The 16736-nt window shown below is 57.2% G+C and carries 11 protein-coding genes and 1 tRNA gene; 9 read left to right on the top strand and 3 right to left on the bottom strand.

Features of this window, described 5'->3' with window-relative positions; all coding sequences use genetic code 11:
• Window positions 1–630: 630 nt before the first annotated feature.
• Complete coding sequence (locus ACR3E4_RS08585; RefSeq protein WP_480535713.1) at window positions 631–2664, bottom strand: hypothetical protein; 2034 nt, start codon at window positions 2662–2664, stop codon at window positions 631–633.
• 150 nt (window positions 2665–2814) lie between these two features.
• On the opposite strand from ACR3E4_RS08585, the gene ACR3E4_RS08590 reads away from it, so the two are divergent.
• A complete protein-coding gene (locus ACR3E4_RS08590) occupies window positions 2815–3723 on the top strand; it encodes a viperin family antiviral radical SAM protein (protein WP_480535712.1) in 909 nt (302 codons plus the stop codon).
• A gap of 511 nt (window positions 3724–4234) precedes the next feature.
• Here ACR3E4_RS08590 and ACR3E4_RS08595 read toward each other — a convergent pair.
• Window positions 4235–4321 (bottom strand) — tRNA-Leu (locus ACR3E4_RS08595).
• Between the two features lie 198 nt (window positions 4322–4519).
• On the opposite strand from ACR3E4_RS08595, the gene ACR3E4_RS08600 reads away from it, so the two are divergent.
• The gene (locus tag ACR3E4_RS08600) at window positions 4520–5503 is read left to right on the top strand and encodes a complex I NDUFA9 subunit family protein (RefSeq protein WP_480535711.1); all 984 of its coding nucleotides are present in this window, start codon (window positions 4520–4522) and stop codon (window positions 5501–5503) included.
• Here ACR3E4_RS08600 and ACR3E4_RS08605 read toward each other — a convergent pair whose 3' ends face one another.
• Entirely contained in the window at window positions 5504–6307 is an 804-nt protein-coding gene (locus ACR3E4_RS08605; protein ID WP_480535709.1) for an undecaprenyl-diphosphate phosphatase, read from the bottom strand. It abuts the gene before it with no gap.
• A 229-nt stretch (window positions 6308–6536) separates the two neighbouring features.
• Between ACR3E4_RS08605 and ACR3E4_RS08610 the strand changes: the two genes are divergently transcribed.
• From ACR3E4_RS08610 to queG, 7 genes are all read left to right on the top strand, one after another.
• Window positions 6537–7970 carry an NAD(P)-dependent oxidoreductase gene (locus ACR3E4_RS08610; protein WP_480535707.1) on the top strand — a complete coding sequence of 478 codons (1434 nt, stop codon included), beginning with the start codon at window positions 6537–6539 and terminating at the stop codon, window positions 7968–7970.
• Window positions 7971–7997: 27 nt separating this feature from the next.
• A complete protein-coding gene (locus ACR3E4_RS08615) occupies window positions 7998–8432 on the top strand; it encodes a GFA family protein (protein ID WP_480535705.1) in 435 nt (144 codons plus the stop codon).
• Window positions 8429–12961 (top strand): glutamate synthase large subunit, encoded by a 4533-nt coding sequence (gene gltB, locus ACR3E4_RS08620; RefSeq protein WP_480535703.1) that lies wholly within the window; start codon window positions 8429–8431, stop codon window positions 12959–12961. The genes ACR3E4_RS08615 and gltB overlap by 4 nt, the downstream gene beginning before the upstream one ends.
• 185 nt (window positions 12962–13146) lie before the next feature.
• Window positions 13147–14061, top strand: a complete 915-nt coding sequence (locus tag ACR3E4_RS08625; RefSeq protein ID WP_480535702.1) for a Hint domain-containing protein — start codon at window positions 13147–13149, stop codon at window positions 14059–14061.
• A 38-nt stretch (window positions 14062–14099) separates the two neighbouring features.
• Window positions 14100–14840, top strand: a complete 741-nt coding sequence (mtgA, locus tag ACR3E4_RS08630) for a monofunctional biosynthetic peptidoglycan transglycosylase (protein WP_480535701.1) — start codon at window positions 14100–14102, stop codon at window positions 14838–14840.
• 60 nt (window positions 14841–14900) lie between these two features.
• Window positions 14901–15566: an FtsZ-binding protein FzlA gene (fzlA, locus tag ACR3E4_RS08635; protein WP_480535700.1), complete on the top strand. Its 666-nt coding sequence runs from the start codon at window positions 14901–14903 to the stop codon at window positions 15564–15566.
• Window positions 15567–15645: 79 nt separating this feature from the next.
• The gene (queG, locus tag ACR3E4_RS08640; protein ID WP_480535698.1) at window positions 15646–16683 is read left to right on the top strand and encodes a tRNA epoxyqueuosine(34) reductase QueG; all 1038 of its coding nucleotides are present in this window, start codon (window positions 15646–15648) and stop codon (window positions 16681–16683) included.
• Window positions 16684–16736 lie beyond the last annotated feature (53 nt).

Genomic DNA, 16736 nt, shown 5'->3' on the forward strand with positions numbered 1-16736 from the left:
TCAGTGATCGTTAAAACCAAGATGATTTGAGATTTTGCAATGAAATCAATGTGCGTTTTCTACGAACGCAACGCGAACGTTCTTCCATCAAGACATAGACAAAGAACAAGAAAAAGAAATTGATGAAGAGCGTTGCCCGTAATTGAGCGTGCCTCGATCAGCTCTTGTGGGCATACTCTGTTGTACGAAAGCAGCTTAATCCGAAAGCGGCAACCAGATCGTCCGGCCGGTTTTCCTGTCCTTCCCAACCTCCCTTTCTTTCTGGCCATCCTCGCGGGTGCGAGTGCGAGGGTTTTCAATCGGTTCTAGGGTGTTGAGGTAGGGCGTCAGGCAATAGAACTCGTCCGGTTTGTCGACAGTCTTGGTACAGATTTTAGCTAGAAGTAATTTTAGCATTGTCAGCCCTGTAGTTGTTAATCGGATTCTCGCTCGAACAGCTTTTCTTCGGTTAGCAGATTACCCAAGACTGGTAGAACTGTTGTTGGCGCCAAGGGCCATCTCACGCCAAAGAATGCTCTCGCGATGGACGGCGCAGCCCGTGGCCTTTTAGATCAGCCCCTGGACGCCCGTACTCCGCAAAAAATGAGACCGGAGCACTACTTAATCCCGCTGAGCTTTAGCCACACAAACCTACACGTGACTGTTTCGACGCTTCTTCTTGTTCTGTTTGATTACCTTCTTTCGCCTCGTCGTCTCGTCGTAAGGTTTATACACTTCTTTCCAAAAGTGCGTTTCAGCGGTAACAACCACCCACTCATCTTTTGGTGGAACGTCAATGACTCCGAACATGATCACATCTCTTACTAGTCCCCCGTGATTTCGTTGGTTGTATGCTGATTTCGTCAACTCCAGCCCGAGCAGGTCCAGTGAAAGAAGGCCGCGAGTCGGGCCGAAGCTCCGTAACCGCGTAAGCTCGATTGCTTCCTTTAAGCGTTCTTTCGCTTCGTTCCACTCATTGAGATTAATTTGATGCCGCGCTTTTTGGTGGAGCCAAACCGGACGCCAGCGGTCTAACGGGTCAAGCTCTTTCGTTTTATTGAGCAGCTTTTCGACGAGTGCGTGGTCGCCCTTCTGGCGAGCCATTTCAAGCCTAGTCTGGAACCAAACGCCTTCCAGCGCGGTTCCCTTTGCGATTGTCGCGAGTCGGTTTGTCGAGGCGGCTCGGATCACGTCAGGAGCGTTCGTATCCTGCGCGAGATTGTTCAGAAACCAAACGCGCGTTTCCTTGTCTATTTCTTCAACGGCGGCCCGACGATCCAGTCTTTCACAATGCCACAGATGATCCCGGAGCTCTGCGACAACATTTCGTAACGACTGATCTTCGCGTTCGAAGATTTTCCGGAACTCATCGCGATCACCAAAATTTGGAATATAAGCCTGCAAGCGATCACCGTGTTGAATTTCGGAGAAGCGGCGGCTCAGACGTTCGCAAATGCTGTCCTGGTTAGGTTCAACCCGTTGAAAATTTGACGGGTGGATTATTGCCAGAGCACTTACCAACCAGGGTGCGCACTTCTTCAGTTTCTCTTCGAAATACTGGTCCTGCGATTGCGTTCCTTCCTCGGCTTTTGTTCGGTACGCTTCGAGAGTCAAGTTGTAGATCAGCTTGAAGATATGCGTCAGTTCAAGAATGCGATTTTCAAAGGGATCGGCGCATGCGGGCTGAACATCTGGGCAAAGCAGTTTGAGGAGGCGCAAATAGCCGTCCTGCATTGCACGCGCGAACAGCAACATCTGGCGAATGGTCTTCATGCTGGGTCGCGCGAAGCGCCGACCCACAAGAAATGTAAATCTTGCCTTCTCGTGCTCCGGTGGATGTCCATTGAGGGCGCGAGTCAGGGCATCTTCTGAAATGTCCAAGTCAAAACGTAGCCGTGCGATGGAAAGGTTTCGATTCTGAATGAACTCCCGGGCCGATTTGTAGTTGTACTGCAGATCCTCGTCGGTGTTGTACTCCCAACATCCGGAAAACGGCAGCCGAGATTCTCGGTTTGATTCTGCATCCTTGGACTCGGTCAACCTATCAGGAAACGTGCGTTTGATACTGTCCTGGTCCGGAAGAATTTCGCCTTGCTGCCAGCGATAAAGTGCACGCGCGATTTTTGCTTTGGGGTCATTGTTTGGATTGGAGACTCCCTTTTCGCTTTGATCTTCTGCCAATTGAACAGCGTAACTCTCAATTGACAGGCCAATAAGATCGAAGGCCCAATCCAGAACCTGTTGAACCGGAAGCTGCAGCCTTGACGGGTTCTCGTAATCCGGTTCTGGCAAGTACCAAAACCGTCCGTCCGGCAAACCATCATCCGAACGGTCATCGATCATCCAGAATGCGGCCCGTCGAGCGGCGCCCGGCACGTACAGATGAATTAGAAGCTCCCAAATAATGTGTTGGATCGGCGCATCAAAGGTCCAAACCTTCTGCTCGATCGACCAAGAAGACATTACCTCTTCCCAGATGTTTTGTTCGGCATCTCTTTTCGCGCGCTCATCAAACTCAAGAGCAATAAAGAGCTCCCTACAACTTCTACGATGCTCTTTTTCGATCTGCTTCATCGAAAACTCACGCCTAAGAAGGCGCATTTTTTCGCGTTTACCCATTACAGAGCCGAAGAATGATCGGGAAAGCTCAACGAAGATGGCTTCCGGTGGAGGGACTAACGCCAAGCGAATCTCCTATTGCATTGTAACTAATTGAAGATAAACAATATTGCTAAAAGCGCAACGCCGCGAAATTGGTTTGCACGTTTTGTGTCAGATATTTTGAAGCTTGCCAGTGGCAAGTTCGAATCATGTCACGAACATGGAGAACTCAACGTGAAAACTACCCATAAACACAACCTCGACCAGTTAGTAATCAACTGGCACGTCAACGAAGCTTGTAACTACCGGTGCGTGTATTGCTATGCCAAGTGGGAACGAACGCCTTCAGTTCGTGACTTGATTCGCCAGCGTGAAAACACAGCCAATTTATTGAGATCGCTTTGGGCTTTTTTCGACCCCGACAATTTGAAAAACCCTCTGAAGGATAGTTTGAGTTGGCGGCGTGTCCGTCTAAATTTTGCTGGCGGTGAACCGTTACTGTGTCGCTCTGACTTAATTTGTGCCGTTGAGTTGGCCGCCCGAGTTGGATTTGATGTTTCAATAATTACCAATGGCAGCAAGCTTGATGCAGAGACTGTATCCGGCCTAGCGCCGCACCTCGATTGGCTTGGAGTAAGCTTCGATGCAGCTGATATGCGGACGAACAAAGCGATAGGCCGCGAAGATCGTCGCTCTCAGCACTTGGATCTTGTGGCGTTAAGGGACGCCATCGCGATTGCACGCGCAAAGAACCCTGAACTGAAGCTGAAGATTAACACGGTCGTGAGTTCTCTGAACCACAAGGCGGACTTGGCTCGAGAAATTGCGCTACTGTCACCTCAAAAGTGGAAGATCCTCCGTGCGCTTCCGATGACTACTACTACCGGTACAGTGAACGATGAACAGTTCTGGGCGTTTGTGCACAGGCATCGGTCATTGGCAAACATCATACGTGTTGAAGACAACGCAGACATGCTGGGTTCGTATCTGATGATCGATCCCAAAGGCCGTTTTTATCAAAACCACAATGGTGCCCTGAAGGAAGGTTACCGATACAGCAAGCCCATATTGGATGTTGGGCCGGGTGCGGCCTTAGAGGCTATCGATTTCTCGGCGCTTGGTTTCACCAACCGTTACCGGTGAGATTCTCGATGCAGAAGTATTGCAGCGATAAGGACATAAACAAGGCGATCAGGAAGCTACTTAAGACTGGCTGGACCTTCAAGCGCGGTCGCGTTCATGGGCGCGTTTACCCGCCATTCGGCAAAGGATTTATCGTCATCCCATCAACGCCAAGTGATCGTCGTTCGCGTCTACACATCCGATCCTACGTTCGTAGGTTTCAGAAGAGAGACGCCTCTATTACCTGAAGACGCGGGTGCATATTGGCACTGGAAGTATCGTGAGGAAAGCAGATGCCCTCAAACCTTATAGCATAGCCATTTCGGACATTTGGAAGGGTGCGGGCTGGTTGCTTACAAAACACTTGGCATCGAGTGCGAGTCATTCGATGCCAAAACGCAAACAAGAAACTTTTCTGAAGTAAGAAGTGCTGCGGTCAAGGAACCCGAAACCAAAAGGTGGTCCACGAGGTGGACTGCAAAACCAAACACAATCATAACATATTGATCTTGCGAATATTTTTCGAATGATTTGGTGCCCAGGAGAGGACTCGAACCTCCACGTCCATACGGACACTAGCACCTGAAGCTAGCGCGTCTACCAATTCCGCCACCTGGGCAGGTGTCGTGGGGGGGCGTTTAAGCTGACTGGCGAGGGGCGTCAACCAGATTCGCATCAGATTTTTGAAGTTTTTTCACATGTCGTCTTCGGATCGGTCTTCGAGCCTCAAATTCAGCGGTGCGCGGCGTTATTGCGCCTTGTTCACCGGGCGCATGGGCGCTAGATCAAATTAGACCCAGACAGCAGGAGCGCCATCATGTCCAAACTGGTCACGATTTACGGTGGATCGGGCTTTGTCGGCCGCTATATCGCGCGCCGTATGGCCGCAGAGGGCTGGCGCGTGCGCGTGGCCGTAAGGCGTCCCAATGAGGCGATGTTCGTCAAGCCATACGGCGCTGTGGGTCAGGTTGAACCTATTTTGTGCAACATTCGTGATGATGCCTCGGTTGCCGCTGCGATGCATGGTGTTGATACAGTGGTCAATTGCGTTGGTGTACTGAACGAGCTGGGCAAAAACGCGTTTGACGCCGTGCAGGCGGATGGGGCTGAGCGGATTGCCCGACTGGCCGCGGCGCAGGGCATTGAGCGGATGGTGCATATCTCGGCGATTGGCGCGGATCTGGACGCGGACAGCGACTATTCGCGCACCAAGGCCGAGGGCGAGGCTGCCGTTCTTCAACACATGCCGAACGCAATCATTCTGCGCCCGTCGGTGATTTTCGGCACCGAAGATCAGTTCTTCAACCGTTTTGCCGGTATGACCCGGATGAGCCCGTTCCTGCCTCTGGTTGGGGCCGAGACGCGGTTTCAGCCGGTTTATGTGGATGACGTGGCGCAGGCTGCGGTGCTGGGTGTACTGGGCAAGGCGGCGCCGGGTGTCTATGAACTGGGCGGGCCCGAGACCAAGACGTTCCGTGCGCTGATGCAGCAGATGTTGGGTGTGATTCATCGCCGTCGTGTCATTCTGGGCGTTCCGTTTCTGGCCGCGAAGGTCATGGCGGGAGTTCTGGATATTGCGAAATTCGTCAGTTTCCAACTGTTCCCCAACAACATCCTGACCCGTGACCAGCTGAAAAACCTACGGCGCGACAATGTCGTTGCCGATAGCGCAATGGGATTTGCCGAACTGGGGATTGAACCCACGGCTCTGGATTCGGTACTGCCGGATTATCTGTGGAAGTTCCGCCCCTCGGGCCAATATGACGACATCCAGAACTCGGCAAAGAACCTGCGGATCTGATCAGCTGTAGGCGATCACCAGCAGGACGCAGCCCAGAACAACGCGATAGATCACATAGGGTGTGAAGCTGACACTGCGCAGCAGTCGCATCATCAGGCTGAGCGCCAGCAGGGCCGCAACAAAGGCGAAGGCAGCGGCAATCGCTCCGTCCTTTGCCAGCTGAGCATCCGCTTGTTGGATCACATCGACCGACAACAGCGCGCCCGAGGCCAAAATGGTCGGGATCGACATCAGCATTGCAATCCGGGCGCCGTCTTCCCTTGTATATCCTAGCTGCCGGGCGCCCGTAATGGTGATGCCCGAACGCGAAGTGCCGGGAATGAGCGCCAGAACCTGCCAGAGCCCCATGATGATCGCATCGCGCGCGCCCCAATCCGCCGCCTGTTTGGTCTGTGGTCCTCTCTGATCCATCCAGTACAGCAAAAGCCCAAAGCCGAGCATTGCCCAGCCGATCACAGCAATCGATCTCAATGCCTGCTCCAGCCCGGTCAGATACAGGATTGCACCTGCGATCACGGTTGGGATTGTCGCAATGATTAGGCCGAGCGCCAGGCGGGCCTCGGGCCGGTCAAGCCGACCTCGAATCGCATCGGGCAGGCCCCGGATGGCTTGTCTCACATCCGTCCAGAAATACAGAACAACAGCGCCAAGCGTGCCAACGTGTACCGCAACATCAATTGCAAGGCCCTGATCATCGATGCCAGCGAGGCGTGGAAGCAGGATCAGATGTCCGGACGAAGACACGGGCAGAAACTCGGTTACGCCCTGAATGATCGCCACGAGAATCAGGTGGAAAAGGCTCATCTGCTCGACCCTGCTCTTTGGTCATTTTGTTGTGATCCATGGGTATAAGTGTGGTGTGGGAAAGGAAAGCGCTCAAATAGGTCCGTATCGGAACTAAAAAATGGGAAAAATCCCTGACTTAGCGTTCCATTTCTGGAAAATTCCCAATATACGTCAGCATTACTTACTTTTCATCCTGTGTTCCATCTCTTAAAGAGGCGTGACCTAGCCAATTCATGGAGTCTGACCCGTGGCCAAGCAACCGATGCTGAAATTTGTGCAGATTGACCGGGACATGCCTGCAAAGCGTGCCGCCGATGATCGACGGGAAGACTTTGACGAAATCTATGCCGAATTCGCCGCCGAAAAGGCAGCCGAACAGGCCAGCCGTTGCAGCCAGTGCGGTGTGCCTTATTGTCAGTCGCATTGCCCGCTGCACAACAACATCCCGGACTGGCTTCGCCTGACCGCGACAGGACGTCTGGAAGAGGCTTATCAAACCAGTCAGGCAACCAATACCTTCCCCGAAATCTGCGGCCGTATCTGCCCGCAGGACCGTTTGTGTGAAGGCAATTGCGTGATCGAGCAATCGGGCCACGGCACCGTCACGATCGGCACAATCGAGAAATACATCACCGACACCGCCTGGGACAAAGGCTGGGTAATGCCCGTGACGCCCACTGCTGAACGCAGTGAAAGCGTGGGTATCATCGGGGGTGGCCCCGGAGGTTTGGCGGCGGCGGATATGCTGCGCCGTGCCGGGATTCAGGTCACCGTCTATGACCGCCACGACCGCGCCGGTGGTCTGCTGATGTACGGTATCCCCGGCTTCAAGCTGGAAAAGGACGTGGTTCAGCGCCGCAATGATCTGTTGGCGGATGGTGGCGTAAGCTTTGAGCTGAATTGCGATGTTGACGCCGACAAGTTTGAGGAAATCCGCGCCAGACATGACGCGGTGATCATCGCGACCGGCGTTTACAAATCGCGTGATCTGTCGATGCCCGGCAGCGGTTTGGCCGGGATCGAAATAGCCATCGACTTCCTGACCGCCTCGAACCGCAAGAGCTTTGGTGACGAGGTCGAGGATTTCGACAATGGTCGCCTGAATGCCGATGGCAAGAAGGTTGTCGTGATCGGTGGTGGCGATACCGCGATGGACTGTGTGCGCACATCGATCCGTCAGGGCGCGACCTCTGTCAAATGCCTGTACCGCCGCGACCGCGCCAACATGCCGGGTTCGCAGCGCGAAACCCAGAACGCCGAAGAGGAAGGCGTGATCTTCGAATGGCTCAGCGCGCCCAAGGGCTTTACCGGCGATGACAAGGTCGCAGGCGTGATGGTGCAGAAGATGCGTCTGGGTCAGCCCGATGCCTCGGGCCGTCAGGCGCCCGAGGTGATCGAAGGCGCGGATTACGTGGAAGAGGCCGATCTGGTGATCAAGGCGCTGGGTTTCGAGCCCGAGGACCTGCCCACACTGTTTGGTCAGCCCGACCTGCCCGTGACCCGCTGGGGCACTGTGAAGGCGGCGTTCCAGACCGGCGAGACCGAGATGGATGGCGTTTACGCAATCGGTGACATCGTGCGCGGGGCCTCTCTGGTGGTTTGGGCGATCCGCGATGGCCGCGATTGTGCCGATGCAATCATCGACCGGTTCAACGCCAAGGCGGCTGTTGCCGCCGAGTAATCCAACGTCGCGCGACAGGAGGGTCTGATGTCCGAATTGCAAGGTCAATGCATGTGTGGCGCGGTCACGGTGACCGCCACTCCGGCGCGGGATGCGCTGGGGGCGTGCCATTGCGACCAATGCCGCCGCTGGACCAGTTCAATGCTGGTGACCTTTCAGGCCGAGGAAGGGTACGCCGCGCTGGGACCGGTCAAAACCTATACCTCGTCCGAGTGGGCCGAGCGCGCCTTTTGCGCAGACTGCGGATCGGCACTTTGGTACCGGATCACCCTTCCTGGCGAAGTGCACGGACAAACACAAATGGCAGCTGGACTGTTTGAAGACACAGGTCAGGCGCTGAAACTGGAACTTTATATCGATAAAAAGCCCAAGGGCTACGCGTTCGCAGGCGACCGCCGGCAAATGACCAAAGCTGAGGTCGAAGCCATGTACGCCATGCCGCAAGAAGGAGACAGCCAATGACCAAATTTGATGCCGATTGGGTGCGGGGCGAAGAAACCAAGCGCAAATGGATGGCAGAAAACGGTCTCTATTCCGAGGAAGAAGAGCATTCTTCCTGTGGTGTGGGCCTGGTCGTTTCCATAGACGGTAAGAAAAGCCGCAAAGTGGTGGATGCGGGCATCGACGCGCTCAAGGCGATCTGGCATCGCGGCGCGGTGGATGCGGATGGCAAGACCGGCGATGGCGCGGGTATCCATGTGCAGATCCCGGTGCCGTTCTTCTATGACCAGATCCGCCGCACCGGGCACGAACCCAATATGAACGAGTTGATCGCTGTTGGTCAGGTGTTCCTGCCCCGCACCGATTTCGGCGCGCAGGAACGGTGCCGGACCATTGTCGAAACCGAAGTCCTGCGCATGGGCTATTACATCTATGGCTGGCGTCATGTGCCGGTGGATGTCACCTGCCTGGGCGACAAGGCCAATGCGACCCGGCCCGAGATCGAGCAGATTCTGATCTCGAATTCGAAGGGTGTGGATGAAGAGACGTTCGAGCGCGAGCTGTATGTCATCCGCCGCCGCATCGAAAAGGCGGCGCTGGCCGCCGGGATTTCCGGCCTGTATCTGGCGTCGCTGTCCTGCCGGTCGATCATCTACAAGGGCATGATGCTGGCCGAGCAGGTGGCGGTGTTCTACCCCGACCTGATGGATGAGCGCTTTGAGTCGGCCTTTGCGATCTATCACCAGCGCTATTCCACCAACACGTTCCCGCAATGGTGGCTGGCGCAGCCCTTCCGCATGTTGGCCCATAACGGCGAGATCAACACGCTGAAGGGCAACATCAACTGGATGAAAAGCCATGAGATCCGCATGGCCAGTGGCACCTTTGGTGACTATGCCGAAGATATCAAGCCGATCATCGCGGGTGGATCGTCGGATTCGGCCGCATTAGACTCGGTTTTTGAGGTTCTGGTACGTGCAGGCCGTTCGGCCCCGATGGCGAAAACCATGCTGGTCCCGGAAAGCTGGTCCAAGCAGGCGGTGGAATTGCCGCAGGCGTGGCGCGACATGTATTCCTACTGCAACTCGGTGATGGAGCCGTGGGATGGCCCTGCCGCGCTGGCGATGACCGATGGCCGCTGGGTCTGCGCCGGTCTGGACCGCAACGGGCTGCGCCCGATGCGTTATGTGGTGACCGGCGACGGGCTGGTCATTGCGGGTTCTGAGGCCGGGATGGTGCCGATTGACGAAGCCAGCGTGACCGAAAAGGGCGCACTGGGTCCGGGTCAGATGCTGGCCGTGGACATGAAAAAGGGCAAACTGTTCCGCGACACCCAGATCAAGAACAAACTGGCCCGCGCACTGCCCTTTGGCGAATGGGTCAGCAAAATCCACGACCTTGACGACACGCTGGCCGGTGTGACCGAACAACCGATCTTTACCGGGCAAGACCTGCGCAAGCGTCAGATCGCGGCGGGCTATTCGGTTGAGGAACTGGAACAGATTCTGGCCCCCATGGCCGAGGACGGCAAAGAGGCGCTGGCCTCGATGGGCGATGACACGCCTTCGGCTGTGCTGTCCAAGCAATACCGCCCGCTCAGCCATTTCTTCCGGCAGAACTTCAGCCAGGTGACCAACCCGCCCATCGACAGTTTGCGGGAATACCGGGTGATGTCGCTGAAAACGCGGTTCGCCAATCTCAAGAACGTGCTGGACGAAGACAGCAGCCAGACCGAGATCGTGGTGCTGGAAAGCCCCTTTGTCGGCAACGCGCAATGGGACAAGCTGGTCGAGAGCTTTGACGCGCCGCTGGCCGAGATTGACTGCAGCTTTGAACCCGGTCAGGGCGCGCTGAGCGCGGCCTTGATCCGGGTCCGGGCCGAAGCGGAAGAGGCCGTGCGCTCAGGCGCCGGGCATCTGGTGCTGACCGACATGCGCTCGGGTGAAGGCCGGGTGGCGATGCCGATGATTCTGGCGACCAGCGCCGTGCATTCGCACCTGACCCGTCAGGGCTTGCGCACCTTCTGCTCGCTGAACGTACGCGCGGCCGAGTGTGTGGACCCGCATTATTTTGCCGTGCTGATCGGCTGTGGCGCGACCGTTGTGAACGCGTATCTCGCCGAAGATTCGCTGGCCGACCGCATTGATCGCGGCCTATTGGATGGCACCCTGACCGAAAACGTCGCCCGCTATCGCGAGGCCATTGATCAGGGACTGCTGAAGATCATGGCCAAGATGGGGATTTCGGTGATCTCCTCCTATCGCGGTGGTCTGAATTTTGAGGCCGTGGGCCTCAGCCGTGCCATGGTGGCCGAGTATTTCCCCGGTATGACCAGCCGGATTTCCGGCATCGGTGTAACCGGTATTCAGACCAAGGCCGAAGAAATCCACGCCAAGGGCTGGGACAGCGGTTTGGACGTTCTGCCCATCGGCGGTTTCTACAAGGCGCGCAAGTCGGGTGAGACCCACGCGTGGGAAGCGACCTCGATGCATATGATGCAAATGGCCTGTAACAGAGCCTCATATGAGCTGTGGAAACAGTATTCGGCCAAGATGCAGTCGAACCCGCCGATCCATCTGCGCGACCTGATGGATTTCAAACCGCTGGGCAAACCGGTGCCGATTGAGGAAGTGGAATCGATCACCTCGATCCGCAAGCGGTTTGTCACGCCGGGCATGTCGCTGGGCGCGCTGAGCCCCGAGGCGCATAAGACGCTGAACGTGGCGATGAACCGGATCGGCGCGAAGTCAGATTCCGGTGAAGGCGGCGAAGATCCGGCACATTTCGTGCCAGAGCCCAATGGCGACAACCCATCGGCCAAGATCAAACAGGTGGCCTCGGGCCGGTTCGGTGTGACTGCTGAATACCTGAACCAGTGTGAAGAGCTGGAGATCAAGGTGGCCCAAGGCGCGAAACCCGGTGAGGGTGGTCAGCTGCCGGGCATGAAGGTCACCGACCTGATCGCGCGTCTGCGGCACTCGACCAAGGGCGTGACGCTGATCTCGCCTCCGCCGCACCACGACATCTACTCGATCGAGGATCTGGCGCAGCTGATCTATGACCTGAAACAGATCAACCCGCGCTGCAAGGTGACGGTCAAGCTGGTGGCGTCCTCTGGCGTGGGCACGATTGCCGCCGGTGTGGCCAAGGCGAAAGCGGATATTATCCTTATTTCGGGTCACAATGGTGGTACGGGCGCATCGCCCGCGACATCGATCAAATACGCCGGTCTGCCGTGGGAGATGGGCCTGACCGAGGCGCATCAGGTTCTGGCGATGAACAACCTGCGCGACCGCGTGACCCTGCGCACCGATGGCGGGTTGCGCACCGGTCGCGACATCGTCATGGCCGCGATGATGGGGGCCGAGGAATACGGCATCGGCACCGCCGCGCTGATCGCGATGGGCTGTATCATGGTGCGTCAGTGCCAGTCGAACACTTGCCCGGTTGGAGTCTGTACGCAGGACGAAGACCTGCGCGCCAAATTCACCGGTAATGCGGACAAGGTCGTCAACCTGATCACCTTCTACGCACAGGAAGTGCGCGAGCTGCTGGCCAGCCTTGGTGCGCGGTCAATTGATGAAATCATCGGTCGGGCGGACCTGTTGGCTCAGGTCAGCCGCGGTTCGGCCCATCTGGATGATCTGGATCTGAACCCGCTGCTGATTACCGTCGATGGGGCACATGACATCGTGTACAACCGCGACAAGGATCGGAATGCAGTGCCTGATACGCTGGACGCCGAGATCGTGCGCGATGCGGCCCGGTTCCTGAAGGACGGCGAGAAGATGCAGCTGTCATATGCCATCCAGAACACGCACCGGACCGTCGGCACCCGCGTCTCCAGCCATATCGTGCAGAATTTCGGGATGCGGAACACCTTCCAGGATGACCACCTGCATGTGAAGCTGCAGGGCTCGGCTGGTCAGTCTCTGGGCGCGTTCGCCGCGCCGGGGCTGAAACTGGAAGTATCGGGGGATGCCAATGATTATGTCGGCAAGGGCCTGTCGGGAGGCACCATCGTAGTGCGCCCGCCTCAGGTCAGCCCGCTTAAGGCGGACGACAACACCATCATCGGCAACACCGTCCTTTACGGCGCCACCGATGGACACCTGTTCGCAGCAGGCCGTGCGGGCGAGCGGTTCGCGGTGCGCAACTCGGGCGCCACGGTGGTGATCGAGGGCTGCGGCTCGAACGGGTGCGAATACATGACCGGCGGTGTCGCGGTGATTCTGGGCGATATCGGTGCCAATTTCGGGGCCGGTATGACCGGCGGGATGGCCTATTTGTATGACCCCGAAGGCAAGGCCGAGGCGTTGATGAACATGGAAACGCTGGTGACCTGCCCGGTCACGGTAGACCACTGGGTGGATCAGCTGAAATCACTGATCACGCGTCACGCCGAGGAAACGCATAGCCGCAAGGCTGCGGATATCCTGCAACATTGGGATGTGGAAAAAACGCATTTCCTGCAGGTTTGCCCGAAAGAGATGCTGAACAAGCTCAGCCATCCTCTGACTTCGGAAATGGCGGCAATGCCTGCTGAATAAACCCTGATACAGACAAAATCCTGACCCTGCGTGTTTGAAATGACACGCAGGGTTTTCTTTTGCGCGCTCAGAACGCGCCAGAATCTTGCCCGAAATTGCAGAAAACGTCTAGCTTTGGTCACAGATTGTTCGGGAATTGCAGCCAAGCTGCGGGCCTGTAGATATGAGTGAAGTGGAGTTGTTGGATGCCAACGACCTATACAGATCAGTTTTATTCCTTCGACCCGGCAAACCCGCCACCTGTCGGAACCGCGATAACCGTCGACAGTTTCGACTTTGTTGATTTTGACGACGACGATGAGATCGACGCGCCAAGCGGGGATACAGTAAACGGTCAGGATGTGACGGCGTCCTGGCCAGGTGATACGGTGACCATCAACGTGGCTGGTGTTGGGAATGTTACCTATACCGGAACGACGTTTTATCTTGCAGATGGAACCCGGGTGTTTACGCCGACCGATGGCCAGGTCCTTCAACCTGGAACGCTTGTCTCAACAACTTTCGTGAACACGCAGGGACCGCTGGACGTTGGTACACTGGGGCCGCCTTGTTTTACCCCAGGAACCCTGATCGACACCCCGGAAGGCCCGCGTCTGATCGAAGACCTCAAGCCTGGGGACCTGGTGACAACCGCTGACAGCGGCGCCAAGCCCTTACTTTGGATTGGTCGCAAAACAGTGGCCGCAATCGGAAAACTTGCGCCGATCCGGTTCGAGGCCGGGATGTTCGGCCTGACGCGACCGTTGCTGGTGTCGCCTCAGCACCGGATGCTGATCGATGATTGGCGCGCATCGTATCTGTATGGGCACGCCGAAGTGCTGATCGCAGCGCATTGTCTGGTGAACGGGACCACTGTGACGCGGGTTGAAGGCGGAGAAGTCGAGTATATCCACTTGCTGTTCCGATGGCATGAGATCGTTATTGCGAACGGTGCCAAAAGCGAAAGCTACTATCCCGCCCACGCGGTTTCGCGGTCGGAACGTGAAACGCAGGCTGAGGTACTTTCACTGTTCCCCGAGTTGAAGGCCCGCGGGGCCGTTGCAGCCAAAACGGCACGTCCGGTGATTCGGCCGCGCGATGGTCGGCTGATGGCGAAATAATCCGTTTCAAATACGCCGGTCGCGGCGTATAGCAGGGCATGGCAAAAAAAGCAGGCCGCAAGACAGGCGGGAAGAAAAAACAGGCATCCAAGAGCAACAGAATAACTGGCGCAATCGCATGGCTTCGGCGCTGGGCGCTGCGTGCTGTTCTGGCGGTGTTTGCGGTTTTCGCGGCTTTGGTGGTGCTCTACTCGGTCGTGAACCCTCCGATCACGCACACAATCTGGTCAGAATGGCGGCGGCTGGGCAAGGTCGAGCGTGAATGGGTCCCGATCGAAGAGATTGCGCCCGTCATGGCAAGGTCGGTTGTGGCCGCCGAGGACGCCAATTACTGCCTGCACTGGGGCTTTGACGTCGAAGCGATCCGGGATGCGCTGGAGGATGGCGGCAATCGCGGTGCCTCAACCATCACGCAGCAGGTGGTTAAGAACGTGTTCCTGTGGCAAGGGCGCAGCTGGGTGCGCAAGGCATTGGAGACGTCGATGACCCCTGTGGTTGAGCTGGTCTGGAGCAAGCAGCGCATTCTTGAGGTCTATCTGAATGTCGCTGAAACCGGACAGGGCGTCTTTGGGGTCGAGGCGGCGGCGCAGAAATTCTATGGCGTGAGTGCCGCGAAGATGTCGCCCGTTCAGGCGGCGCGTCTGGCGGCGATACTGCCATCCCCGCGCAACCGGTCGGTCACAGATCCGTCGGTACGAACACGCAGGCGCGCGGCCTCGATCATGGACGGGGCGGCCACCATCCGCGCAGATGGACGCGCCGATTGTTTCGAGGATTGAAACCCCGCCCCGTCAGCGGCTAAAGCTGAGGGGGTATTCTACTGGTTCGAATGGAAGTCCATGGCGCGTCTGTTTCACGTTCCCCTCTCACCCTATTGCCGCAAAGTTCGCCTGTCTCTGGCCGAGAAGAAGATCGAGGTGGAGCTGGTTGAAGAACGATACTGGGAACAGGACCCGGATTTTCTGCGCCGCAACCCGGCTGGCAAGGTTCCGGTGCTGCGGCTGGATGGTCAGATCATGGCCGAGAGTGCGGCGATCTGCGAATACATCGAAGAGACACGGCCCGAGCCGCCCCTTATGCCCAAAAAGCCCGAAGCGCGGTATGAAGTCCGGCGTCTGGTGGGGTGGTTTGATGACAAATTTCATCACGAGGTGACCTCGAAGCTGCTGTATGAGCGGGTCAACAAGAAGGTGACCGGGCAGGGCTATCCGGACAGCAAGAACGTCAAGGCCGGCGCAAAGGCGATCAAATATCATCTGGATTACATGGCCTGGCTGTTGGACCATCGCCGCTGGCTGGCCGGGGATCAGATGACATTGGCCGATTTTGCCGCTGCGGCGCATCTGTCGGCGCTGGATTATATCTCGGACGTGGATTGGAATCGCAGTGCGGCGGTGAAGGACTGGTACGCCAAGATCAAATCCCGACCGGCGTTTCGGTCGATTCTGGCGGATCAGGTTCCGGGGTTCCGGCCGCCGCCGCATTACGCCGATCTGGATTTCTGATAGGGTAGTGCCAAAAGGGGGGCTGTCTGCCCCCCATCGCGCCATGGGCGCGATTCCCCCCGAGGATATATTGAGCCAGATGAAGAGCGGATCAGAACTGAAAGAACGGTTGGTGGCGCAAGCTCTGTCCGAAGGGTTTGTGGCCTGCCGGGTGTGTCGTCCGTGGGATGTGCCTCAGGTGCCTGAGCGTTTGGATGCGTTTCTGGAGGCCGGGTATCACGGCCAAATGGGGTGGATGGCCGAGCGGAGCCATTGGCGCGGCGATCCATCTGTGCTGTGGCCAGAGGCGCGGTCGGTGATCATGCTTGCCGAGAGCTATGCGCCCGAACATGATCCGACAGAGGTGTTGGCGCATCCTGAGCTGGGTGCGATTTCGGTCTATGCGCAGAACAAGGATTATCATGATCTGGTTAAGAAGCGCCTGAAGCGTCTGGCCCGGTGGCTGATTGCCGAGGCCGGAGGTGAGGTGAAGGTATTCGTCGACACCGCGCCGGTGCCAGAGAAGGCTTTGGGGCAGGCCGCCGGTTTGGGATGGCAGGGCAAGCATACCAATCTGGTGAGTCAGGATTGGGGAAATTGGGCCTTTTTAGGGTCTGTTTTCACGACATTGGAGCTGCCCGATGACAGGGCCGGGATCGACCATTGCGGATCGTGCAAAGCGTGTTTGACCGCCTGTCCGACCGATGCATTCCCAGCGCCCTATCAGTTGGATGCGCGGCGTTGCATTTCCTATCTGACCATCGAACACAAAGGTCCGGTGGATGAAGAATTGCGGGCGCTGATGGGCAATCGGATCTATGGCTGCGATGACTGCCTTGCCGCCTGCCCCTGGAACAAGTTTGCGGTTGCGGCCAGCGATCTTCGCTATGCGGCGCGGGAAGAGTTGAAAGCGCCGCGGCTGGCAGAGCTGGCACAGCTGGATGATACCGCTTTCCGGGCGATGTTCTCGGGGTCGCCAATCAAACGGATCGGACGGGATCGGTTTGTGCGGAACTTGCTTTACGCGATCGGGAACTCCGCGCTGCCCGATTTGCGGCCGGTTGCGCAGGGGCTGACCGATGATCCTGATCCGGCTGTTGCCGATGCGGCGCGATGGGCCGTGTTCAGGTTGTCGTAAACGGGCTGGACGCGCCGCAGGAAAACGCTACACCCGGTTCTGGCGAACAGATG

This window comes from Ruegeria sp. AP11 (assembly GCF_056535865.1).

Excerpts from the sequence above, each read along its gene's own strand:
- ACR3E4_RS08600 (WP_480535711.1), top strand. The coding sequence starts at position 4,520 with ATGTCCAAACTGGTCACGATTTACGGTGGATCGGGCTTTGTCGGCCGC.
- ACR3E4_RS08605 (WP_480535709.1), bottom strand. The coding sequence starts at position 6,307 with ATGAGCCTTTTCCACCTGATTCTCGTGGCGATCATTCAGGGCGTAACC.
- ACR3E4_RS08615 (WP_480535705.1), top strand. The coding sequence starts at position 7,998 with ATGTCCGAATTGCAAGGTCAATGCATGTGTGGCGCGGTCACGGTGACC.
- gltB (WP_480535703.1), top strand. The coding sequence starts at position 8,429 with ATGACCAAATTTGATGCCGATTGGGTGCGGGGCGAAGAAACCAAGCGC.
- ACR3E4_RS08625 (WP_480535702.1), top strand. The coding sequence starts at position 13,147 with ATGCCAACGACCTATACAGATCAGTTTTATTCCTTCGACCCGGCAAAC.
- mtgA (WP_480535701.1), top strand. The coding sequence starts at position 14,100 with ATGGCAAAAAAAGCAGGCCGCAAGACAGGCGGGAAGAAAAAACAGGCA.
- fzlA (WP_480535700.1), top strand. The coding sequence starts at position 14,901 with ATGGCGCGTCTGTTTCACGTTCCCCTCTCACCCTATTGCCGCAAAGTT.
- queG (WP_480535698.1), top strand. The coding sequence starts at position 15,646 with ATGAAGAGCGGATCAGAACTGAAAGAACGGTTGGTGGCGCAAGCTCTG.